At 49.8% G+C, this 20,740-nt stretch carries 23 protein-coding genes; 11 read left to right on the forward strand and 12 right to left on the reverse strand.

Annotated elements, in window-relative coordinates:
- Positions 1–43: 43 nt before the first annotated feature.
- On the reverse strand, positions 44–1,198 hold the full coding sequence (locus GBK04_RS19815) for a glycoside hydrolase family 43 protein (protein ID WP_152762671.1): 1,155 nt from the start codon (positions 1,196–1,198) through the stop codon (positions 44–46).
- A gap of 166 nt (positions 1,199–1,364) precedes the next feature.
- Between GBK04_RS19815 and GBK04_RS19820 the strand changes: the two genes are divergently transcribed.
- The 3 genes from GBK04_RS19820 (at position 1,365) to GBK04_RS19830 (ending at position 3,479) form a co-directional block, all read left to right on the forward strand.
- On the forward strand, positions 1,365–1,940 hold the full coding sequence (locus GBK04_RS19820; protein WP_152762673.1) for a Uma2 family endonuclease: 576 nt from the start codon (positions 1,365–1,367) through the stop codon (positions 1,938–1,940).
- 78 nt (positions 1,941–2,018) lie between these two features.
- Positions 2,019–2,438, forward strand: coding sequence for a hypothetical protein (locus GBK04_RS19825; protein ID WP_152762675.1), 420 nt, complete (start codon positions 2,019–2,021; stop codon positions 2,436–2,438).
- 342 nt (positions 2,439–2,780) lie between these two features.
- A complete protein-coding gene (locus GBK04_RS19830) occupies positions 2,781–3,479 on the forward strand; it encodes a hypothetical protein (RefSeq protein WP_152762677.1) in 699 nt (232 codons plus the stop codon).
- 55 nt (positions 3,480–3,534) lie between these two features.
- Here GBK04_RS19830 and GBK04_RS19835 read toward each other — a convergent pair whose 3' ends face one another.
- Both GBK04_RS19835 and dctA read right to left on the reverse strand, forming a co-directional pair.
- Positions 3,535–3,951 carry a hypothetical protein gene (locus GBK04_RS19835; protein ID WP_152762679.1) on the reverse strand — a complete coding sequence of 139 codons (417 nt, stop codon included), beginning with the start codon at positions 3,949–3,951 and terminating at the stop codon, positions 3,535–3,537.
- A 15-nt stretch (positions 3,952–3,966) separates the two neighbouring features.
- A complete protein-coding gene (dctA, locus tag GBK04_RS19840; protein ID WP_152762681.1) occupies positions 3,967–5,250 on the reverse strand; it encodes a C4-dicarboxylate transporter DctA in 1,284 nt (427 codons plus the stop codon).
- A 163-nt stretch (positions 5,251–5,413) separates the two neighbouring features.
- On the opposite strand from dctA, the gene GBK04_RS19845 reads away from it, so the two are divergent.
- Positions 5,414–6,412, forward strand: a complete 999-nt coding sequence (locus tag GBK04_RS19845) for an NAD-dependent epimerase/dehydratase family protein (protein WP_152762683.1) — start codon at positions 5,414–5,416, stop codon at positions 6,410–6,412.
- A gap of 84 nt (positions 6,413–6,496) precedes the next feature.
- A complete protein-coding gene (locus tag GBK04_RS19850) occupies positions 6,497–7,903 on the forward strand; it encodes a tetratricopeptide repeat protein (RefSeq protein WP_152762685.1) in 1,407 nt (468 codons plus the stop codon).
- A 126-nt stretch (positions 7,904–8,029) separates the two neighbouring features.
- On the opposite strand, the gene GBK04_RS19855 is transcribed toward GBK04_RS19850, so the two are convergent.
- On the reverse strand, positions 8,030–9,028 hold the full coding sequence (locus tag GBK04_RS19855; protein WP_152762687.1) for a glycosyltransferase family 9 protein: 999 nt from the start codon (positions 9,026–9,028) through the stop codon (positions 8,030–8,032).
- Positions 9,029–9,110: 82 nt separating this feature from the next.
- Between GBK04_RS19855 and GBK04_RS19860 the strand changes: the two genes are divergently transcribed.
- The 3 genes from GBK04_RS19860 to GBK04_RS19870 all read left to right on the forward strand — a co-directional run bounded on the left by GBK04_RS19860 (position 9,111) and on the right by GBK04_RS19870 (position 11,259).
- Positions 9,111–10,403, forward strand: coding sequence for a M16 family metallopeptidase (locus tag GBK04_RS19860; RefSeq protein WP_152762689.1), 1,293 nt, complete (start codon positions 9,111–9,113; stop codon positions 10,401–10,403).
- 197 nt (positions 10,404–10,600) lie between these two features.
- A complete protein-coding gene (locus GBK04_RS19865; protein WP_152762691.1) occupies positions 10,601–10,894 on the forward strand; it encodes a type II toxin-antitoxin system HigB family toxin in 294 nt (97 codons plus the stop codon).
- Complete coding sequence (locus GBK04_RS19870) at positions 10,891–11,259, forward strand: helix-turn-helix domain-containing protein (protein WP_152762693.1); 369 nt, start codon at positions 10,891–10,893, stop codon at positions 11,257–11,259. The genes GBK04_RS19865 and GBK04_RS19870 overlap by 4 nt, the downstream gene beginning before the upstream one ends.
- 149 nt (positions 11,260–11,408) lie before the next feature.
- Here GBK04_RS19870 and GBK04_RS19875 read toward each other — a convergent pair whose 3' ends face one another.
- The 5 genes from GBK04_RS19875 to GBK04_RS30835 form a co-directional block, all read right to left on the reverse strand.
- Positions 11,409–13,181: a tetratricopeptide repeat protein gene (locus GBK04_RS19875; protein WP_152762695.1), complete on the reverse strand. Its 1,773-nt coding sequence runs from the start codon at positions 13,179–13,181 to the stop codon at positions 11,409–11,411.
- Between the two features lie 7 nt (positions 13,182–13,188).
- Positions 13,189–13,590 (reverse strand): hypothetical protein, encoded by a 402-nt coding sequence (locus GBK04_RS19880; protein WP_152762697.1) that lies wholly within the window; start codon positions 13,588–13,590, stop codon positions 13,189–13,191.
- Positions 13,591–13,704: 114 nt separating this feature from the next.
- Positions 13,705–14,055, reverse strand: a complete 351-nt coding sequence (locus GBK04_RS19885; RefSeq protein ID WP_152762699.1) for a c-type cytochrome — start codon at positions 14,053–14,055, stop codon at positions 13,705–13,707.
- An 80-nt stretch (positions 14,056–14,135) separates the two neighbouring features.
- Positions 14,136–15,374, reverse strand: a complete 1,239-nt coding sequence (locus GBK04_RS19890; RefSeq protein ID WP_373331154.1) for a VRR-NUC domain-containing protein — start codon at positions 15,372–15,374, stop codon at positions 14,136–14,138.
- On the reverse strand, positions 15,359–15,832 hold the full coding sequence (locus GBK04_RS30835; protein ID WP_373331155.1) for a hypothetical protein: 474 nt from the start codon (positions 15,830–15,832) through the stop codon (positions 15,359–15,361). Before GBK04_RS30835 ends, GBK04_RS19890 begins: the two co-directional genes overlap by 16 nt.
- A 300-nt stretch (positions 15,833–16,132) precedes the next feature.
- Here GBK04_RS30835 and GBK04_RS19895 point away from each other — a divergent pair, with 300 nt between their 5' ends.
- Positions 16,133–17,323, forward strand: coding sequence for a phosphoglycerate kinase (locus GBK04_RS19895; RefSeq protein ID WP_152762701.1), 1,191 nt, complete (start codon positions 16,133–16,135; stop codon positions 17,321–17,323).
- 89 nt (positions 17,324–17,412) lie between these two features.
- On the opposite strand, the gene GBK04_RS19900 is transcribed toward GBK04_RS19895, so the two are convergent.
- The gene (locus GBK04_RS19900; protein WP_152762703.1) at positions 17,413–18,474 is read right to left on the reverse strand and encodes a radical SAM protein; all 1,062 of its coding nucleotides are present in this window, start codon (positions 18,472–18,474) and stop codon (positions 17,413–17,415) included.
- Positions 18,475–18,477: 3 nt separating this feature from the next.
- Positions 18,478–18,789 carry a hypothetical protein gene (locus GBK04_RS19905; protein ID WP_152762705.1) on the reverse strand — a complete coding sequence of 104 codons (312 nt, stop codon included), beginning with the start codon at positions 18,787–18,789 and terminating at the stop codon, positions 18,478–18,480.
- A 195-nt stretch (positions 18,790–18,984) separates the two neighbouring features.
- Between GBK04_RS19905 and GBK04_RS19910 the strand changes: the two genes are divergently transcribed.
- On the forward strand, positions 18,985–19,584 hold the full coding sequence (locus tag GBK04_RS19910; protein ID WP_152762707.1) for a precorrin-2 dehydrogenase/sirohydrochlorin ferrochelatase family protein: 600 nt from the start codon (positions 18,985–18,987) through the stop codon (positions 19,582–19,584).
- Between the two features lie 65 nt (positions 19,585–19,649).
- Entirely contained in the window at positions 19,650–20,237 is a 588-nt protein-coding gene (gene mobA / locus GBK04_RS19915) for a molybdenum cofactor guanylyltransferase (RefSeq protein ID WP_152762709.1), read from the forward strand.
- A 12-nt stretch (positions 20,238–20,249) separates the two neighbouring features.
- Here the strand turns inward: mobA and GBK04_RS19920 are convergent, their stop codons facing one another.
- Positions 20,250–20,723 (reverse strand): nitrate reductase associated protein, encoded by a 474-nt coding sequence (locus GBK04_RS19920; RefSeq protein ID WP_152762711.1) that lies wholly within the window; start codon positions 20,721–20,723, stop codon positions 20,250–20,252.
- Between the last annotated feature and the right edge of the window lie 17 nt (positions 20,724–20,740).

Genomic DNA, 20,740 nt, shown 5'->3' on the forward strand with positions numbered 1-20,740 from the left:
TCAAGAATGGCTAAGCTCTCTTTCTTTGTCATAAAAGAAGGGTTTATTTTCCCCCAGAAACTACCCCCGAAGGTACTTTCTGCGGCGTGGTGGTAGGTCCAAGAATCTTGATGGTACCATCTTTCACCTCCATCCGGTCAATGCACACGACCCGCTTGTTGCCGGTTTGGGCGGTGCGGGCGTGGTAGACGCAGAACATCTCCTTACCATCCGGCGAGTAGGCTATGCTGTTGTGGCCCGTACCCGTCACCGAGCCGCCCCGGTCGGTGTTTTTCTGTAAGATCGGGTTGTTGGCCGCTTTCTTAAAGGGCCCCAGCGGCGATTGGGCCGTCGCGTAGCCCACGGCGTAGTACTGCCCCCCGAAATGGTTGGCCGAGTACATCATGTAGTAGGTGCCGTCTTTTTTGAACGTCACCGAGCCTTCCGTCCAGCGGCGGTTCACCTCGCGCGCCGTCACCGACCGGCTTTCCCATTCGGCCTGCTTGTCGCTGAGCGAAACGGGGGGCCTCAGCAACAGCACGGGCTCGCCGATCACGCCGGAAAAATCGGGTTTGAGTTCGACGCCGTACACCCAGCTTTCCTCAATTTCCTTGAACCACCCTTTTTCCCGCGCCAGATCGGCCACTTCGCTTTCGACCGGGTGTTTGTAGCAGCAGCGCGAATAGTAGAGGTAGGCCTTGCCGTCGGTATCGAAAAATACATTGGCGTCGATGATGGGGTACCCTGGGTCAAAAAGCGGCTTGTCGGTTAGGTCGACGAAAGGGCCGGTGGGCTTGTCAGCCACGGCTACCCCAATCCGAAAGTTTTCTACTTCTTTCGTAGGATTCACCTTCCACTGCGCACTGTAAAACAGATAGTACTTGCCCTTCACTTCGTACACTTCGGGCGCCCAGTAGGCACCGCCGAAGGCGGTTTTCGGATCGCTCCAGCCATTTTTGTTGTCGTGAAAGTATACCTGTCCTTCCTGCTTCCAATTCACCATGTCTTTGGACGAATAGGTCACGAAGCCCTTGTTGGCCCCGCTGCCCGTGCCGTACATGTAGTAGGTACCCTGGGTGTGTAAGATGTACGGATCACCGAACTCTACGGGCAGGGGATTTGTAAAAGTACCCCTGGCCTGATTCTCAGATTTTTGCGCCAGGACGGGAGTCAAAGACAGCAAAGCGAAGCAGAAAAGCAGGAATTGTGTTAATTTCATGGTAGAAAGGCATTGGTTGGATTGAGTTAAAATAATAGGAGAATCTTCGATTGGTCAAAGTTAAGGTAATTGAGAATACCATAAAGATAAGCAAGAAACGAAGGAGAGGTACCCTACGTTGTGAAACTAGCCCGCTGTTGCTTAACTTGGAAAAAACTTACTTACAATGGTACTAGAAAACGGATTTTTGCTCAAAACGGTGGACGGCATGACCGAAGAAATGTTCTTCGACCTCTGCCAGGCCAACTCGGAGTTGCGCATGGAGCGCGACCAGTACGGAAATATCATCATTATGTCACCTACGGGAATGAGTACCGGGAATTTTAATGCTGAATTTGGCGGCCAGATTTGGCTATGGAACCGACAGAGTAAGTTAGGATATGTCTTTGAATCGTCGGCGGGCTATACGTTGCCCAACGGGGCGGTGCGCTCGCCGGATGTATCCTGGATTGCCAAAGAACGCTGGGAAAGCATCCCCGAAGATGATCGTAAGGTTTTCACCCACACCTACCCCGACTTCGCCGTAGAAATCCGCTCCGAGACCGACCGACTGAAAGACTTGAAAGCGAAAATGGAGGAGTACCGCGTGAACGGCTGCCGCCTGGGCTGGCTCATCGACCGGCAGGGACAAGCCGCCCACATCTACCGCGCCGACGGAACGACCGAAATCATGCGGGGAAAATCATTGAAATTGTCTGGCGAAGACGTACTGCCGGGACTGGTGGTGGAGATAGAGTTGTGATTGTGGTTTTATTAACGATTTGTTAATTTACAACCATTTAGCAAAAGACCGGATCTTGTAAAACAGAATTTAACAACTATGAAAATCATCCGCCTGACAATCTATTTTGGTGTTATTTGCCTAGCACTTTCCTGTAATAAGAAAGATATTTTACAACCTGAGGAGATGGGTTTGAAGGGTACCTGGATTCTTTTTCAAACGAGTAGTTGGGACGGCACCAGACAAGTTTATCAGCCCGTAAACTCAATTCCCCAGCAAACCATCACTTTCTTTTCATCCAGTCAATTTTCTGCAAACAATCTGAAAGACAGTGTCTTTCTCGACGTCCGGTATTATGGCGAATCCTACACGGATATTATTGGCCCTTTATTGTTTTTGAGCGACAAGAAAGACGATTTTACAACAGGGACTATTGCTGGATACCTGATCAACAGAGATACCCTAGAGATAAGGCCCTACAAAAAAATTAGTAAGAGTTTTAAGTTTCGCCGACTTTGATTTTGTTATAAAACATCCAGATAATCCCAATTTGTAATCGAGTCAGCGCACAGCAGAAAGGGTCGCCTGCTGACGTCACCAACGCGAGAAGGGAACAGTTTGATTGAAAAGCAGGCTGCGTGCATATACACAGAATTGATATTAACTTTCTGCTAACGATGGGAAGGTACCCTACGGTGTGAAATTAGCTCGCTGTTGATTAACTTGGTAAAAAAATGGGAAGAAGATTTATTAAAGTTATGAGAGGATGCTAGCATTCAGTATTATTATGAACGGCTATGTGAATTCTATTGTATAGATTTGTTTATCAATCCTTAAAAATCCAACCTAAAGGCATTTATTATGAAGGTTCTGTTCAATTTATTTATCACTGCATTGATAATCAGTACTTTTTCTTGCCGGAATGAAGGATCACTGCCTGAACCCGAAGAAAAAGTTGATTACAGGCTGGTTGATTCACTGCTAAGTGCTAAGGGAAGATATTGGGTTGTAGAACAAATAACCAAAATTGAAAGTAAGGAAAAACTGGAATATATTTCTGCTGACGGAGCCAAGACCAGTTCACTGCTGGGGGTTCTCTGGTCTGGGGGCTATATTACCAACGTGGCTTTTCAATTTGGGAAGAATACTATTTTACAAAAAGAGGGAGGGGGCGTTTTTGGCCAAGTACCTTACACAGATACGGGTACGTTTCATATCTATAACATGAAAAATTACCCGGGAGGTAGTTGGGATTGGTCTGGTGATTATACGAAAATAAATGTGAACCAACTTCCCGAGATGTTACGGAGCGTTTTAAGCCATATAAGCAAAGTTGATCCAGCAGATTTTGAAGGGTATCTGGATCCTGCCAGCTACCCGGTGTACGGCAACGTAGAGGAAATCAGAACCGCCGGAAAATCAGAGCGGATAAAAATTGTTATGGACAATAAAGATGATATCAAACCTGAATCCTTTATTTTTACTTTGAGAGCGGTTTGGTTGGATTCGTATGGTTCTGGTGGTTCGCGGGTAAGCGTATATGATAAAGTGATCTATTGACAATAAGAAGCTTTATACTTAACCTTTTTGTTTTATTGTAGGATTAAGAATAACTTCATTTGACCAAATTCTTATCCTCAAAATAACATCTGAGCTCATTAGGGAAATAATTAGCATCGTTTATGTCCCTGCGCAAACCATTTTTCAAGCGAATGCTTAGGAAATCTTCTCCCAAAAGGGTAGACCCAAACGTAACGGCTCGAATCTCATCTAGTTGAATGTATTCTTTATCGGAGCGCAATAGCCATTTGCCAAGAGTTACCAACCAGAAAATGCCTACGATGCTCCCCGTCCACAAAGTAAACTCATAATTTGTTTTCGTATAACCCCATAAAGAAACAAGGGCGTAGAGCAGCCAGGCACCCGATGCAAACAGCGCCGCTCGCTTCTGTTTTTTGGCGCTATCCACAATGGCCAGCCCTTTCTCTTCCAGAATGACCGTTGCGCTTTTCAGTTGAATAGTTGTCTCCACGGCAATAAGTTAGCTTTAACCGTTAGTTTTCTTATTTTCCTCCTCTGTCAGAAACCGCAGATTATCCTCCACAATATCTTCCGTCTCTTCCAAATGCCCGAAGGCGTAATTCATCTTCGCCCGGTCGAAATCGTTTTCGTTGTTGGCGATCCAGATGGTAGCCACGCCATTGCCGATGAAGTTGGTAATTGCTCGTGCTTCGGACATAAAGCGATCCACGCCCAGCAGCAGCGCCAGGCCTTCGATGGGAATAACCTTAATGGCCGAAAGGGTAGAGGCCAGCACCACGAAGCCGCTACCCGTGACGCCCGCCGCGCCCTTAGACGTAACCATCAGGATGCCGATGATCGTGAACATCTGGGCCAGCGTCAGTTCCACGCCGTAGACCTGCGCCAGGAAAATGGTGGCCATCGAGAGGTAGATCGTGGTACCATCGAGATTGAACGAGTACCCCGCCGGGACCACCAGCCCGACAATAGGTTTGGAACAACCCATACGTTCGAGTTTTTCCATGAGGGAAGGTAGTCCTGCTTCGGACGAGGAGGTACCCAGTACAATCAGCAGTTCTTCGCGGATGTAGTTGAGGTACTTGAAAATACTGACTTTGTAATAGCGTAGAACGAGGTACAGTACCACAAAAATGAAAAGGGCCATCGTCAGGTACACCGTCAGCATCAGTTTGCCGAGCGGTAGCAAGGTTTTGATGCCGTACTTTCCGATGGTAAAGGCCATGCCGCCAAACGCGCCGATGGGTGCGAACAGCATCACGAAATGCAGTGCTTTGAAAACATATTTAGAAAGGTAGGTCAGCCCATCCACGATCCGCTGCTTGCCGTTGAATTTGCTGAGAAATATGCCGAAGAGAATCGAGAAAATCAGTACCTGAATCGTCAGGTTGTTTTTTAAAAACTCCCACCAGCTGAACCCCTTATCGGCTTCCTGCTGAAATTTTGACACATCTCCCGTGCCCGTCATTCCGGCGGTCACCACGCCATCACCAGGCCGGATGAGGTAGGCCATTGCTACACCAATCACCAGCGCAAAGGTCGTGACGACCTCAAAGTAGAGCAGAGCTTTTCCACCTACCTTGCCTACCTTTTTCAGATCACCCATGCCGCTGATACCCAGCGAGATGGTGAGGAAAATAATGGGATTGATGAACAGTTTGACCAAATCGATGAATCCCTTGCCCAGGGGCTGCATCTTCTGGGCGGTTTCGGGCTGGAAGTGGCCCAGCAAAGCACCGACGGTGATGGCGGTCAGTACCCAGAAGGTGAGGTTGGTGAAAAGTTTTTTCATGAACTGGATTTTCAGAATTTTAGTAGGAGAGGGGTACCTTATGCAAAAAATGACTGGTGGCTTACCTCAAAGAACGAGATAAACCCCTTGATTTCAAAAAGGGATTGCGGATTGCTGCGGCGATATTGCCGAACTTTGCCCGCTGGCCTATCGTTCATCTATCATGCGAATTCTTATTACCGGAGCTACGGGCCTGGTTGGCAGTGCCACGGCACGTCGGTTTCTGGCCGACGGTCACAGTGTATCCGTGCTGCACCGACCCGATTCCGACCGCTCGCTTTTGCAGGATGTGGAAGAGCGCATCGCGTGGATCGAGGGCGATATTCTGGATATACTTTCCCTGGAAAAGGCCTTGGAAAATGTGGAATATGTCATTCATGCAGCGGCGGTAGTGTCGTTCATTCCACGCGACGAAGCCGCCATGGTCAAGGTCAATGTGGAAGGTACCGCCAATGTCGTCAACGTCTGCTTGAAAAGAGGAATCCGCAAGCTCTGTCATGTCAGTAGCGTGGCCGCTTTGGGAAGGCCCCATCCCCGCACGATCGAACCAAATAAGCCCGTACGTATTGATGAAACCCAGCGCTGGGAAGACTCGCCCAACAACTCGGCTTACGCCAAAACCAAGTACCTGGCCGAGCTGGAAGTGTGGCGCGGTATTTCCGAAGGATTGCCGGCGGTCATCGTCAATCCGTCCCTGATTCTGGGTGAAGGCGACTGGCAGAAAAGCAGTACCCAACTCTTCAAATACGTGTACGACGGAAAGCCTTTTTATACGGAAGGAACCGTCAATTACGTTGATGTCAGAGACATCGCCGAGGCCATTTACCAGCTCGTAATTTCCGATATTCAGGGCGAACGTTTCATTCTGAGCGCGGGCTCGGCCTCCTACCAGGCCTTGTTTGCGGCCATTGCCAAAGGCTTCGACAAGCGTCCTCCACACCTGAAGGTAGGCACCGCGCTGGCGGGTGTCATCTGGCGGATCGAGGCGGTGCGCTCGTGGCTGACGGGGAGCCGTCCACTGATTACGAAGGATACGGCGCGGTCGGCGACGCATCGTTTTGAGTTTGAGAATACCAAAATAAAGCAGGCAATAGCCTTTGATTTTCAACCGCTTTGTGCTACAGTACAGCGGGTGTGTGAAAGTTTTTTCCCGACGAATTGAGGTAGGGATAAGAATTATTACTAACTTTCTTCAATAGTAAAGTTTGGTACTTTTGTGCCGGCGACATTAACCCCCGCCCGTAAGATGGAACAGGATTTTGACGAACGGAAAAATTATATGAAGGAAACCCTCCGCCGTTTCGAACGCATGTTAAAGACGGACGAGAAGGAGTTTTTTGATTTGGATGCCTACGAACAGGTAGCAGAACATTACCTGGATCAGGGCGATTTTGAGAAGGCTATTAAAGCCTGTGACCTGGGCCTGGAAAACTACCCCTACGCCCTGGAGCTGATGCTGAGTAAGGCTCAGCTGCTGGCCAACCGCACCCAGTTCGAGCCCGCCCTGGATTTGCTGGAGAAAGCCGGTCTGTTTCACCCCGGTGACAGCGAGATTCTGTTCATGCAGGGGGCCATCTATAACCTGATGGGAGAGTACGAACTCTCGCTCAGTATTCTGGAAGGAATGCTGGAAACCGCCGAGGAACGCGACGATATATACTATCAGATCGGGCAAACCTACCAGAATTGGGGTAAGTACGAACAGGCCATCGAGAGTTACAAGAAATCCATTGCTGGCAATCTCAACAACGAACACGCCCTTTACGAACTGGCTCACTGCCTCGACCTGGTTGGCCAACTCGAAAATCATCTCGAATTCTATAACTCACTGGTCGATCGAGATCCGTATTCGCATCACGCCTGGTACAATCTGGGCATTGCCTACAGCAAGCTCGAGCGGTTCGGGGAGGCCATTCAGGCCTACGACTACGCCACGTTGGTGAAGGAAGATTTCGCTTCGGCCTATTTTAACCTGGGCAATTCGTACATGAATGTCGAGGATTACGAGAGCGCGAAATTCAACTACCATAAAGCCATCGAGCTCGAGGGCAAACAGCCCGAAACCTGCTGCTGTCTGGGGAATTGCTACGAGAAACTGGAACAGTACGAAACGGCCATCAGCTATTACCGCGAGGCCGTAAAGCTGGATAGCGAGTGGGACGACGGCTGGTATGGCCTGGGGGTATGCATGAGCGAGTTGGGCCGCTGGCACGAAGCCGTTGGTTTTCTACGCAAAGCCATTCAAATCACCGAGCTCAATCCTGATTACTGGCTGGCGCTGGCCGAGTCGGAGTACCGGCTGGGCAATGTAGTATCGTCGTTTGAGGCGTTCGAGAAATCGGCCGAAATCGAGCCCGGAATGCCCGAAGTGTGGCTGAAATGGTCACTGGTACTTTTCGATCAGGGCAATTTCGCCCGCGCCTGCGACCTGCTGCAGGCCGCCGTGGACGAGATGCCGGAAGAGGCCGATTTGTATTACCGTCTGTGCGTGTACCTGATCCACGCCGGGGAGTACCGCGAAGCGCTGCTCAATTTGGAAATCGCCCTAACGCTGGACTACGACGCCCACGTGCAACTCTTCGATTTCTTCCCCGAACTGGAAAAACAAAAAGCCCTTTACCGCATCATCGAACAGTACCGGCAGAAAAGTTAAGTTTTTAGTTTCTGGTTTGGAGTTCAGCGTTGTTTAGTACGTTCCGATTTAAAAGCAACTCTTTAAAGTACTTCGTATAAAGTACCTCTCATCCGGAAATGGGTACTCCAAACCAGGAACTAAAAGCTACTTCTCAATCACTCCCAGCAACCTTTCCGTCCTGATTTCCCACGCGCAGCGGAAATGCCCTTCCGGGCAGGCTTTGTACCCGTGCAGCCCGCAGGGGCGGCAGTACAGGGGCTCTTCTATTTCTACAATATGGGATTCATCGGATAGCGGTCCAAAACCAAAGGCAGGTACCGTAGAGCAATACACGGCGCAAACCGGCGCATCCATCGCCGAGGCGATGTGCATGGGTGCGGAGTCGTTCACATAGTTCATGGTAGCGTGTTCCATCAAAGCCGCCGATTCCAGGAAAGAGAGTTTGCCGCAGAGATTGGTGATTTTTTCTTTCCTTTTGGACAACGCCATCAACTTTTCCCCCAAAGCCACATCCGCCGGGCTTCCCAGGATGAGTATCGTGTACGATAAAGGTACCCCATCCACCAATTCCGCCCAGCGCTCTGCCGGATACTGCTTCGTAAACCACACCGAGGCCGGGGCGATGCAAAGGTACCTTTCTGATTGGTAAGGTTTTACGGCTAAGTAATCGTCCAGGACAGGATATAGGCGGGGTTTCTGCAAGGTACCCCGCACTAAGTTATCAATCAGCGAAAAGTTCCGGTCAATCTCATGGGTACCCTGGCTCAGATAGTGGGGTTTGGTATGGGTGAAAGCGAAAGCAAACGGATTTTTATCAAAACCAATTCGCACTTTGGCACCCGAAAATGCCGTCAGGAAGCCCGTGGAAGCGAAACGCTGTAGCGTAATGACCTGGTCGTACTGCTGGGCCCGGATGTGTTGCAGCAGCTTGCGGAGGTTTTTGTAACGATCCTTTTTCTTATCCCACACCAGTACGTCATGCAGGTAGGGATGGCCATCGAACAGGCTCTCGTGGCCCTTCCTTACCAGAAAATCCAACGACGCTGTCGGGAAAGACTGGTGAAGACTTTCCAGCACGGAAGTGGCAAGGATGGCGTCGCCCAGGAAAGCGGTTTGGATCACGAGTATACGGCGGGGCGTCATAGGAAAACGGGTATCCGGCAAAAATCCGTAATTTTGCCCAAACCACCGAAAATTATCGGGACGGTTTTTGTGTTACTATAAAATGAAGAATATCAGCACCCGCCAACGATTGACCACCGCCCCGACCCTCACCAAAGTCGACGAAGAATACAAACTGCATACCCTACCCAACGGCATCCGTATCGCTCACAAGCAGGTAGCTCACACCCAAATCGCCCATTGCGGCATCATGCTCGACATCGGCAGCCGCGACGAATCGCCCGAGCAGCAGGGGCTGGCGCATTTTTGGGAGCACATGGCGTTCAAGGGTACCGAAAAACGCCGCTCGCACCACATCATCAACCGCCTCGAAATCGTAGGAGGCGAACTGAATGCCTATACGACCAAGGAAAAAATTTGTTTCCACGCGTCGGTGCTCAACGAGCATTTCGACAAAGCGCTGGAACTGCTGGCCGATATTACATTTCACTCCGTATTTCCTGAAAAACAGATCGAGCGCGAGCGGAACGTGATTCTGGAAGAAATGTCGATGTACTACGACTCGCCCGAAGACGCCATTCAGGACGATTTCGACGCACTGCTGTTTCCCGGCCACTCGCTGGGTTACAACATTCTAGGTACCCAGGAAACCGTCAAAGGCTTTTCGAGCGACGAACTGCGGACCTTTATCCTGGAAAATCTGGATACGGAACATATTATCGTGTCGTCGGTGAGCCGGTTGCCGTTTGCCAAAATCGTCCGGCTGGCCGAAAGGTACCTCAGCGATATACCTTTCAAGAAAACCACGCGGGTACGTACCCCGCCGCTATACTACCAAGCTGTGCAGCAGCAAGTGCAGCGCTCGCTCACGCAGGCGCAGTGCGCGATGGGCCGCCCCGCCTACCCCCTCACCGACGCGCGGCGGCTGCCGTTTTTCATGCTCGTGAACCTGTTGGGTGGTCCGGGTATGAACTCCCGCTTCAACATGGCCCTGCGCGAGCGATACGGCTTTGTCTATTCCATCGAGGCCGGATACACCGCCTACCTCGACACGGGGTACCTGGGCATCTACTTCGGCACCGAACCCCGGCAGTTGAACCGCAGCATCACGCTGATCCACAAAGAATTAAAGCGACTCCGCGAGCAGCCTCTTACCACCACCCAACTGCACCATACCAAAGTTCAGCTTATGGGCCAACTGGCGATGTCGGAGGAAAGCAACCTGAGTTTTATGCTGATGATGGCCAAAAGCCTGCTCGACACCGAACGCGTGGATACCCTACCCGAAATTTTCTCCGAAATCCAGCATGTAACCCCCACACAGTTGCAGGAAATGGCGCAGGAACTCTTTGATGAAAAGGAGTTTAGCTATTTGACTTTTTTGCCGGAGGAGTGAGGGGGCGTTACTGGAACTGCTGATTCAGAATTATTGATGCCCTCTGCTAACCCAGATTTGAAAATCCGGGTTAGCAGAGGGCAACCTTTCATGTGACTCGGGTCGCGAACGCGTTAGCGGGTATGACGGATGTTTTATGGCACTTAGTTGTCTTTATGACAACCAGGTGCTATATTTGGCTGGCAAATCTGTTTTTCATGCATGTAATCAGTTTTAGAACTCTACGCGAATTTTACGATAAGAATGCGGCTGCCAAACCATATCTAACGGCTTGGTTCAAAACGGTCAAACAGGCCAAGTGGAGTAATGTCAATGATATGAGAAAAGATTTTCCGAGCGCCGAGATGGTGGTCGATGGAAAAGCTGTTTTCAACATCAAAGCCAATGATTATCGGCTGGTTGCTTTAATCGGATTCAGGACGAAAAAAGTATTTGTGCTTTGGCTAGGTACCCATGCCGACTATGATAAAATAAAAATAAAAGATTTATGAACATCGAGCTGATTCATACCGAAGCTGATTATCAGGCTGCACTACGACGGATCCGGGCACTGTGGGAAGCCGAGCCCCATACACCCCAGGCAGACGAGCTCGAAATATGGTCTATGCTTGTCAATAAATACGAAGAGGAGCATTTCCCAATCGAGGAACCCGACCCGATCGAATACCTGAAAATCCGCATGGAGGAACTGGGCCTTTCTCAGGAAGATTTGGTGCCTTATATGGGAAATAAGGGCAATGTTTCCAAGGTGCTTAACCGGAAACGTTCACTTTCCCTACAGATGATCCGCAATCTCCACCGGGGACTTAACCTTTCCTTGGAAGCACTCATTGCCGAGCCTATTCAGGCTGGTTAGCTCAGGCGTTGTGTAAAAGCAATCCCTACCTTTTGCTGGTAGTTGGCGATGAAGTTTGTGGAGAAACAGAGACAATGGATTATAGTAGCTCTTCGACGAGCGGGAATTTAGCTATTTGACTTTTTTGCCGGAGGAGTGAGGCCAGATATCTAATCTAAGCTTTTCATAAATTCTTCAAAATCTTCGCCCCAAGCTTGCACAATTTTGCGAATCGTGTTTACAATTCGCTGAGCTAGGCCCAACTGGGCAATGAAGGGCATGGCCGAGGTTAATGCCTCTTTTGCGTAAGCCAAAGATTTTTCTTTGTCTGGGATACTTTGTAAAAAAAAGGCGCTCAGATTAACAGCCGTGGTGGCCACGTAGGGTAGATAGGTCTGTGGGTTGATTTTGGCTAATTTTCTTCTGATCTGCAAGGCTTCTACATATAATCTCTCACCTTCGCTGAAATTATTGCTAACTATTTTACAGTTGGCTAAATTATTTAAATTTAGGGCTACATGAGGCAAATAGGCCTGGTGATTTTTCTTAGTTAACAGTTGATAAATTTGTAAAGCCTCTTCACAGAATTTTTGGGCAATATCAATTTGCTCCATATCTATATGCAAACTCCCCAAGTTGCTCAGCGTGATTGCCACATCTGGCAAATAAGTATGTGGACTTGCCCCGGCTAATATTTGTATAATATCCAGTGCTTCTTCTAATAATTTCTGGGCCCTTTCAAATTCGTTTTTAGCTTGGTGCAAGATTCCGAGATTGCTCAACGTGATGGCAACATCCGGCAGGTAGGTTTGTGGGTTGGTTCCGCCCAATTTTCTTTGTATATCCAGTGCTTCTTCTAATAATTTCTGGGCCCTTTCAAATTCGTTTTTAGCTTGGTGCAAAATTCCGAGACTGCTCAACGTGATGGCAACATCCGGCAGGTAGGTTTGTGGATTGATCTCGACCAACTTTCTTCGGATAGCCAGTGCTTTTTCGTATAGTTGTTGAGCTTTTTCAAATTCGTTTTTTTGTGAATGCAGATTTCCCAAATTACTCAAAGTTGTTGCTTGATGGGAACGGTAAGCTTGTGGATTGATTTCGGTCAGCTTACTTCGGATAGCCAGTGATTCTTCATACATTTGCTGAGCATTATCAAATTCATTATTTTGTAAAAATAAATTCCCCAGCTTATTGAGAACAGTTGCCATATTGGACAAATACATTTGAGGTTTAGTTTTTACAAGTTTCCTCAGGACAATTAGTGTTTCCTCAAATAGTTCTTGGGCTCTCCTATATTCATTAGAATCTAATAAAAAATTAGCATATTGAAAAAGATTTTCAGTTGTCCGTTCAGCCCGTAAGGATTGCTCATAGTATTCCCTGGTTTTTTCAAAACGATCAAATAGATCAAAATTAATAGCCGTAAGCCGGGCAAGAATCAGATATTCGTTGGCCTTGTCAGATAGCTTGCTTTTGTTTTCAGTGGCTTTTTGTTGAATATTTTCTTTTTGTATCAGCAAAGTATCTAGCTCTGTACTCATTATCTCGCTATCGAGCACTGCGCTGGCTTCCTTGAACTCACCTTTATCAAAATGCTGCTTCGCTAATCTCAGTCGCTCTGTATTGATGGGAATTCGGCTAAACTCTTCGGCAAGTTTGAGCACCTCCTGTTTTAAGGTTTCCAAGTCTTTTTCTTTCTGGCTTCGTTCCTGGTCGATTTCCAGTAATTCCACTTTGAAGTCAACTTCATCAGGGTATTTTTCTATCCTCTCCTTTGTTTTTTCAAAACGCTCATTGAGTTTCTGAATTTCAGCTTCCAGAGTTTTATACTGCGCAGCTTCTTTGAGGTTATTGATGATCGTGTTGTCAGCCTGGATGAAAGCCCCACCAGCGGTATTGACATTACCAGTATTTACGTTTTTGGAGTCAGTAATTGGAGTCATGACCTTCTCAATTATCCCCTTGCCGAAAATCCCCACCTCCTGTGTTCACATTACCGGTGTTTACATTCTTGCTATGCATAATGCGGATGCTTTCTCCCCGGCTGGCCTTCGCTTGTAGGGAATCGTACATGGCTTTAAGGTCGGCTTCGGCTTCGGGGTTTCTTTTGAGAGCTTTGGCCAGAGCATTTTCAACAGCCCCTGTATTTAATTCGTCGGCAGGGTCGGCTTTCAAATCCTCAATTATTTCCTTTGGCTTTTTGTCCTCGGTAATAAAGATTGGCTTTATCCAATTGACAGTAGCTTCCGTAAAGTCACTAAAAAAATCCTGCACGGATTCGTTGTCTTTCAGCTTCTTGGCTAGGTAGGTTACTACGGCGCTAATCATGGCGGTGGTGGTAATCGGTTCCATGTGAGGGAGGGTAAATAGTTGGGTTTGGAGAAAGTGTACGCTTCGCTCATAAAGTACACAAAAAAAGCGGGTAGTTCCAAGGAACCACCCGCTGAGTATCAGAGCGAAAAAGGCTTACTTCTTCGCGGCGTCTTTTGGAGCCAGCGAATTGATATACTTGGCCAGCGTAAGGGCATCTTCCTTAGGTACCTGCGTCATGGGAGCCATGGGAGGGTAGCCGGGCCAATGCTCCGGTACGGGCTTATAGATCAACTCTACAATCTTATCATTCGTATATTTTTTCTTGGCCACATCGGTATAGGCTGGACCCACCAGGCGGGCGTCCACGCGGTGGCAGGCGCTACAGGTGTACTTGTTCATCAGGGCGGTGATGTTCTCGGGTACCTTCACCTGGGCATTGGCCGTACCCATGCCTGCTACCAGGGCCAAGGCAGTCGCCCACAACATTCCGATTTTCTTTTTCATCTTTTGGATTTATTGTAAATAAGTAAGGAACTGAATAGTCTTCGCAACAAAAGTACGCAAGTAGGGCAATTCGCAAAATTTTAGTCGGAAGTTTTTTCTACCTCCGCATCCGGCGTCCAGTCTACCCGCAGTACCCGACTATTAACGCCGATTTTTTCAAAAAAGTGTTGCCAGTGCAGCTGCTGCGCCGACAAATGGTCGGTGGGAGATTTGACCTCCACAAAATCGTATTCTTCGTCTTTCCAAACCAGCAGATCGGGGAAGCCGCGCGTGTTTTCGCGCAGGTTCTTAGCCATTTCGGTCAGAATCGTGTGGAGCTGGGTGGGTTCCAGGTAGTGTACCAGCAGCAGCACAATTTCCAGCAGTCCGTCGTACCAGGCCACGAGCACATTGGCAGTACCTAATTTTTCTTCGTAAGTCGTTTTTACCCGTTCAGAAAAGGCCTCGCGGCTACTCAGCTCACGCAGGCGGGCCAGCAGGGAGTACTCGCGCCGGATATAAAAATCGGGCAGAAAAAAATCGGAAGGTACCCTTTGCAAAGGGTGGTGGATGGCCCGCACGTTGGTGTCGTAGATAATATCCCAGAACACCAGCCCAAACAGCGCCCGCCACGGCTCATTTTCGCTGAACAGCGCCTGGTACTCCTGCTCGCGGAAGTACTCCATCACGCCCAGTTCCACGCGGTAGCGAAACGAAATGGGCACGGGTACTGCATCGGCTTCTTTCAGGGCTTGGGTCGTACGGCGTACGATACGCTTTTTCTTATTGAGGATTTTCTCCCGATAGTCCAATCCGAAAAACCGCTCGTCGGCATTCTGCGGACTGGCGATCATGTCGTCGCAGAGGGCCAGGGCTTCGTCCACGGCCCCGATGCGCTGGAGCAGCCGGGCGCGGCGCTCGCGCGAGGGAGCATGTTCGGTGAGCTGATAGACGGTCAGCGCCTGTTCAGGTAATTTTTTGCGTTCCAACCACGCACCTACCCGCAACACCAGCCGCCGGAACGAAGGTAGGGCCACATCGCTGAGTTCTCCGACGAGTCCGCCCTGCCAGTTCATGAACCAGTCGTAAATTTCTTCGGGCGGAAGTTCTTCTTTCTGCTCGTGGAAGGTTTCGCTGGTGAGCGAAATCATCAGCCGGTCTTCCACGTCCTTGCGCGTTTCGAAACGCACCGAGAAGTTTTCTTCCTGAAACGACTGGAACTTCACGTGCCCCAGGTCGCGGATTACGAACTCCGTCATGTCGTCGTGGCGGTTGCCGAAGAAGAGGAACTTCATCATCATCACCTCCACCTCGTGGCATACCTTCACCACGGGCTCCACGGCCTCCAGGCCTTCGAGCAGATCCGTAAATTCGTATTCGTGCAGCAGCCAACGTACCAGATCGGGCTTGCGGATGCTTTTGGCGGGGGGACTATCGGAGCCAGAGCCTGGGTCAATAACAGCAGTTCGGGTTTGGTGAACAGGTCTACTACCTCGTCGGCGCGGCCCGCGTGGTCGGCGCTCAGGCTTTCTACAAACCCCGCCTCGATCAGTTCGGTCAGGGCGGCCGGGATGTCGCCAAGCTCGGCGTAGGCCAGGGAATTCACCTTAAAGAACGCGCCCCGGCGGTTGCTGAATCGCACGAACAGACACTGGGCATCCTCGGAAAGCGCGTCGAACGAATCCAGAAAGCTGCGTTCGGAGTCGTTGAGCAGGGTAGCGTACAGTTTTTTTACAAAATCCAGCACGTACCTGAAATTATCCAGATAGTACTTAGGGGGTAGGTCAGGGGTCTGCAATGATGCGTGATGAATTATGAGTGAGTGGAATGGGTGGGTCTCAGAATTAACGCTTAAAAGCCATGGGCTTGTTTCGCCGTTGAGCAATCTTTTCACTTTACCTGTTGCTACGCTGTGCCTTTGCTTTTATGCGCCTTTGACACTTGAATCTTTGTGATGGAATATAATCATACAAATAGAAAAATAAAACTTTAAAGTTGTACAATACCTAGTATAAGCCCCTGATTCATAGTGGCATTCTAGTATTTTGGAAAGAATTGATTTACATTTGTTTCAACCAAAAACAATCCCGTAAACCTTATGAAAACACTTGACAGCTACGATTTTTCTGGTAAAAAAGCACTGGTGCGCGTCGATTTCAACGTACCCCTCAACGATAAATTCGAGATTACGGACGATACCCGCATCAAGGCGACTGTCCCGACGATCGACAAAATACTGAATAGCGGTGGGGCTTGTATCCTGATGTCGCATTTGGGTCGCCCGAAAGATGGGCCTACCGAAAAATATTCGTTGAAGCACCTGGTGAATCCGTTGTCATTGATCTTTGGCCGCCCCGTGAAATTCGCGGATGATGCCATCGGTGAGCAAGCTACGCGGATGGCGGCGGATCTGAAACCGGGCGAGATTCTATTGCTGGAAAATCTGCGGTTTTATAAGGAAGAGGAAAAAGGGGATGAAGCATTTGCTGAAAAATTATCCAAACTGGGCGACGTGTGGGTCATGGATGCCTTCGGCACAGCCCACCGGGCGCATGCTTCTACGGCCGTGATCGGCAAGTTTTTTAAAGATAAGGTATGTGGCTATGTCATGCAAGCTGAGCTGGACAATGCCCAACGTCTGCTCGAACACCCCGAACGTCCTTTTACGGCCATCATGGGTGGTGCCAAAATCTCGGATAAGATTCTCATCATCGAGAGACTGCTCGACAAAGTGGACAACCTGATCATCGGTGGCGGCATGTCCTACACTTTTTCCAAAGCCAAAGGCGGCCATATCGGCAAGTCGCTCCTGGAAGCCGATAAGCAGAACCTGACGCTCGAACTAATCGAGAAAGCCAAAGAGAAAGGTGTGAATCTGGTGTTACCGGTCGATACCGTCATTGCCGACGATTTTAGCAATGATGCCCAGCGCCAGACCGTGAAGGCGGGGCAGGTACCCGACGACTGGCAGGGTCTTGACATTGGCCCCGAAACGATCGAATTGTTTTCTGATATCATTGCCAAATCGAAAACCATCCTGTGGAACGGTCCGATGGGCGTTTTTGAATTCCCCAATTTTGCCAAAGGTACCAACGCCATTGCTAAGGTAGTGGTGAAGGCGACCGAAGATAACGACGCTTTTTCCCTCATTGGTGGTGGTGATTCGGCCTCGGCAATCAACAACGCCGGCTACGGCGACCGGGTAAGCTACGTATCTACGGGCGGCGGTGCTTTGCTGGAATACATGGAAGGCAAACCGCTGCCGGGCGTGGCGGCGCTGGAAGCGTAAGCGGAAAGGTACCCCGTGGATTGGTTTTAAAAAAGAGCGGTAATTCTGACAGGGATTACCGCTCTTTTTGCGGGTAGGGGTAGGTTCTATCAGGCACACAGGCGATGGCTGGCTTTGCTTTCAGCGATGACCAATTCATTCCAATTGATCACATCCCGCTCTTCGTCCGTGCATATTTTGTGGAGCGCAGTGCCGAATATCGACTCAATGATGGGTACCTTATTTTGCAAAAAAGCCGAAAACGTATGGGCGTTGAAATTCGTGAGGTACCCCATCGAAAGTTCCGGCGCAAAGCCATAGGCCACGGGCGAAATGCGCCCGGTTTCGTCCACCACAAGCGTATCGAACAAATCAGACACGCGCCCGTTTTTTGAACATCCGCGTGCAAAGGCACTGACGGCTTGCGGAAATTCGCGCAGGTACTCGCGGTGCAGCAGATCCAGTTGCACGAACATCCGGTCGGCGTATTTGCTGCGCAGGTAATTGGCCAGGATAAAAATCTGGTGATAGAGTGTATTGTCCAGAGCACTTTCCGCCAGCGTTTCGTTGGCCCGGCCGTGCATTTCGAGCGGGTGCAATTGCAAGAGCTTTGCGCCCTGCGCTTCGGCAAAGGTACCTAACCACAGCAACGACTCCCAGCTTTGAGGCGTGACGGTATGGATAAAACCAAAAGGTTTCTGCATCGTACGGAGCAGTTCCGCCCCGTGGAGCATTTTATCGAAAGCCCCCTTCTGGCCCCGGATGTAGTCGTGCAAGTCGGGCGGCCCGTCCACGCTCAGCGCGATCAGGTCCACGTATTCGAGTATGCGTTGCGCGCGTTCAGAACCCAGGAGCATCCCATTCGAGGCCAGCGTGTTGCGGTACCCTACCTCGCGTGTAAAAGCTAGCAGGGCTTCCAGGTCGCGGTACAGAAAAGGTTCGCCGCCCGAAACGGCGATGGCATTGAACCCTTCTTCGTAGGCGTTCACCAGAAAATTTTTGAGCCCATCGAGCGATAGCGCGTCGCGGTGGTGGGGTGCCGACGAGGAATAACAGTGCAGACATGACAGATTGCATCGCAACGTCGGGTGAATCTGAATGGTGCGATAGCGGTCGGGCGGAGGGGTACCCTCGCGCCCGACCGTCCCGCAGCTGGGCTGGGCCGTTTCCATGGGTCAGTGCCCGAAGGTGGCTTTGAAATTGAAACCGTCAATGGCGATTACACCATAGGGGAAAATCTCGAAGCTACGAAGACCACCCAAAACGGAAAAGTCCCGGAGATTGGCAAAGAAATCCGGATGGGGTTTGCCCATTACAAAAACCCGGTCCAGTACCGGTTGGCCCTTGGTAAGGATTTTGTCGATGACGAATCCCTGTTTTTTGAGCGATACGATCGCGGACGAGGTTTTGCGAAGAAACTCCTTGTCATTTTGGCGGCTGGTCAGTCGCGTCATGAGGGCCTTTTCAAAATCTTCTGAATCTTTCATCGTTTTTTTGTTGTTAAGGATTGAGAATAAACTTGCTTTCAATCCGCTTAGTCGGATTTTATCCAGTTATAGGAAACACCTATCCTGAATTTTGCCCATTTATTTTTTTAATAATATATAACGCTTTGATTGTTAGAGTAAATGATTGAGCAATGAATTGTTTTCTAAACCCTTTCGAAGCGTAAACTCCCTGGAATGAACCATCTATTTCCCATATTTCTGAAACTCAATAACGACGACCTCCACCTGCTCATCGTGGGTGGCGGGTACGTCGGCCTGGAAAAAATCGAGGCGGTTTTGGGCAATTCGCCCGAGGCCAAGATTACCCTGGTAGCTCCCGAAATTCGGGACGAAATCCAGCAAATTGCCGCGCAGAATCCGCATGTGGTACTATTACCGCGCGCCTTTGAAGACTTCGATCTCGACTACAAGGATCTGGTGATTGTGGCCACCAACGACAGGGAAGAAAACAAACGGATCAAGCGCCTGGCGCGCGCCCGAAACCTGCTTTGCAATGTGGCCGATACACCCGACGAGTGCGATTTTTATCTGTCTTCCATCGTGAAGAAGGGAAATCTGAAGGTAGCCATTTCGACCAACGGCATGTCACCTACCCTGGCCAAACGCCTGCGCGAGGTACTTACCGAAGCCCTGCCCGATAATCTGGAAACCGCCATGGAGCAACTCAAAGGCGTGCGTGACCTGCTGCGCGGGGATTTTGAGTACAAGGTGCAGGAGCTGAACCGGATTACGGAGGTACTGGTAGCCAGGAAAGAAAGCAACGGGCAGGAGTAGGGTACCTTTGTAGAAAGAATGGAAATTTTCGTAACTAACGCTCCTGCGGGACGATACTTCAGTACTTGACTAATCCAGACATACTCCATGGCCTGGTGCTCAGCGGGGGCGAAAGCCGCCGAATGGGGCGGGACAAAGGTCTTATTCCGGTTGAATCGACCCTTTGGGTCAACCGGGCAGGTACCTTGCTGCAAGAGGTCGATTTGCCGGTAAGCATACTGATTCGCGAAGTTCAGCGCAAGGTGTATACCGCTGAGATTTTACCCGATTTTGAACTGCTGTCCGATCTGGATTTGCCCGTGGGCGGACCTTTGAAGGGTTTATTAAGCTTTCATCTAAGGTACCCCCAGGCTGACGTACTCGTCCTGCCCTGCGACATGCCGAATCTGACGGTCGGGCTACTCCGTAAGCTCATGGTTTTACGCGCCAAGGTACCTGAAGCAGAGGCGTGGGTTTTTATGGTGCAGGATTGTTTACAACCCTTTCCCGGCATTTTTTCCGCGCGTTTGCTCGCTGCTGTTTCTCAGAAAATGTACGATGGGTACCTCACCCGGCATGGACTTGTCCAAGTGCTGGCGTCTGCAAAAACGGCATCCGAGGTAGTTGAGGATGAATTCGCTTTCCGGAATCTGAACAGTCCGGCCGATTTATAAGGACTTCTAAAATCATTCGATCAGCCCGAACTCCCGTAACGCTTTCGGAAAATTCTCCCCTTCGTGCCCCGAGCGACTCAGCTTGACGAGCGCGAAGCGCTGCAATAAATCCAACCCGATCCATTGCGCCAGGGTAGGGGCAGCGCACTGCCACTCCGATGCTTTTTGTTGAACTTCCGAGGGTACCTGCGTCAGGTCGTCCCAAGTAGCGTCCACGCCGCCCAGATCCTTGATTTGCTTTTGGCTTCTTTCCCACACCCGCTCCTCGAGGTACCTTCGGTAGGTTACGATTTCGGCGGGCGATTCGCACGGCAATTCGGCCAGGAGTTGCTTTTCGTTGGCTTTCAGGCGGCTCCACTCGGCTAGTTGAAGTTTCTTATCGCAGGTATCCAGCTTGTAGCGCACGACCATAGGAATGCACCGGAAGGTATCCACAAAATCGCTTTCAAAATCAAAATATACGGGCTTCACTCGGATGTCGAACATGGTGATAGGGCGAATTT

The sequence above is a fragment of the Salmonirosea aquatica genome (genome assembly GCF_009296315.1).
Classification (GTDB): Bacteria; Bacteroidota; Bacteroidia; order Cytophagales; family Spirosomataceae; genus Salmonirosea; species Salmonirosea aquatica.

Coding starts and splice junctions, on each gene's coding strand:
- GBK04_RS19815 (WP_152762671.1), bottom strand. CDS start 1,198: ATGAAATTAACACAATTCCTGCTTTTCTGCTTCGCTTTGCTGTCTTTG.
- GBK04_RS19820 (WP_152762673.1), top strand. CDS start 1,365: ATGGTACTAGAAAACGGATTTTTGCTCAAAACGGTGGACGGCATGACC.
- GBK04_RS19825 (WP_152762675.1), top strand. CDS start 2,019: ATGAAAATCATCCGCCTGACAATCTATTTTGGTGTTATTTGCCTAGCA.
- GBK04_RS19830 (WP_152762677.1), top strand. CDS start 2,781: ATGAAGGTTCTGTTCAATTTATTTATCACTGCATTGATAATCAGTACT.
- dctA (WP_152762681.1), bottom strand. CDS start 5,250: ATGAAAAAACTTTTCACCAACCTCACCTTCTGGGTACTGACCGCCATC.
- GBK04_RS19845 (WP_152762683.1), top strand. CDS start 5,414: ATGCGAATTCTTATTACCGGAGCTACGGGCCTGGTTGGCAGTGCCACG.
- GBK04_RS19850 (WP_152762685.1), top strand. CDS start 6,497: ATGGAACAGGATTTTGACGAACGGAAAAATTATATGAAGGAAACCCTC.
- GBK04_RS19855 (WP_152762687.1), bottom strand. CDS start 9,028: ATGACGCCCCGCCGTATACTCGTGATCCAAACCGCTTTCCTGGGCGAC.
- GBK04_RS19860 (WP_152762689.1), top strand. CDS start 9,111: ATGAAGAATATCAGCACCCGCCAACGATTGACCACCGCCCCGACCCTC.
- GBK04_RS19865 (WP_152762691.1), top strand. CDS start 10,601: ATGCATGTAATCAGTTTTAGAACTCTACGCGAATTTTACGATAAGAAT.
- GBK04_RS19870 (WP_152762693.1), top strand. CDS start 10,891: ATGAACATCGAGCTGATTCATACCGAAGCTGATTATCAGGCTGCACTA.
- GBK04_RS19875 (WP_152762695.1), bottom strand. CDS start 13,181: ATGACTCCAATTACTGACTCCAAAAACGTAAATACTGGTAATGTCAAT.
- GBK04_RS19880 (WP_152762697.1), bottom strand. CDS start 13,590: ATGGAACCGATTACCACCACCGCCATGATTAGCGCCGTAGTAACCTAC.
- GBK04_RS19885 (WP_152762699.1), bottom strand. CDS start 14,055: ATGAAAAAGAAAATCGGAATGTTGTGGGCGACTGCCTTGGCCCTGGTA.
- GBK04_RS19895 (WP_152762701.1), top strand. CDS start 16,133: ATGAAAACACTTGACAGCTACGATTTTTCTGGTAAAAAAGCACTGGTG.
- GBK04_RS19900 (WP_152762703.1), bottom strand. CDS start 18,474: ATGGAAACGGCCCAGCCCAGCTGCGGGACGGTCGGGCGCGAGGGTACC.
- GBK04_RS19905 (WP_152762705.1), bottom strand. CDS start 18,789: ATGAAAGATTCAGAAGATTTTGAAAAGGCCCTCATGACGCGACTGACC.
- GBK04_RS19910 (WP_152762707.1), top strand. CDS start 18,985: ATGAACCATCTATTTCCCATATTTCTGAAACTCAATAACGACGACCTC.
- GBK04_RS19920 (WP_152762711.1), bottom strand. CDS start 20,723: ATGTTCGACATCCGAGTGAAGCCCGTATATTTTGATTTTGAAAGCGAT.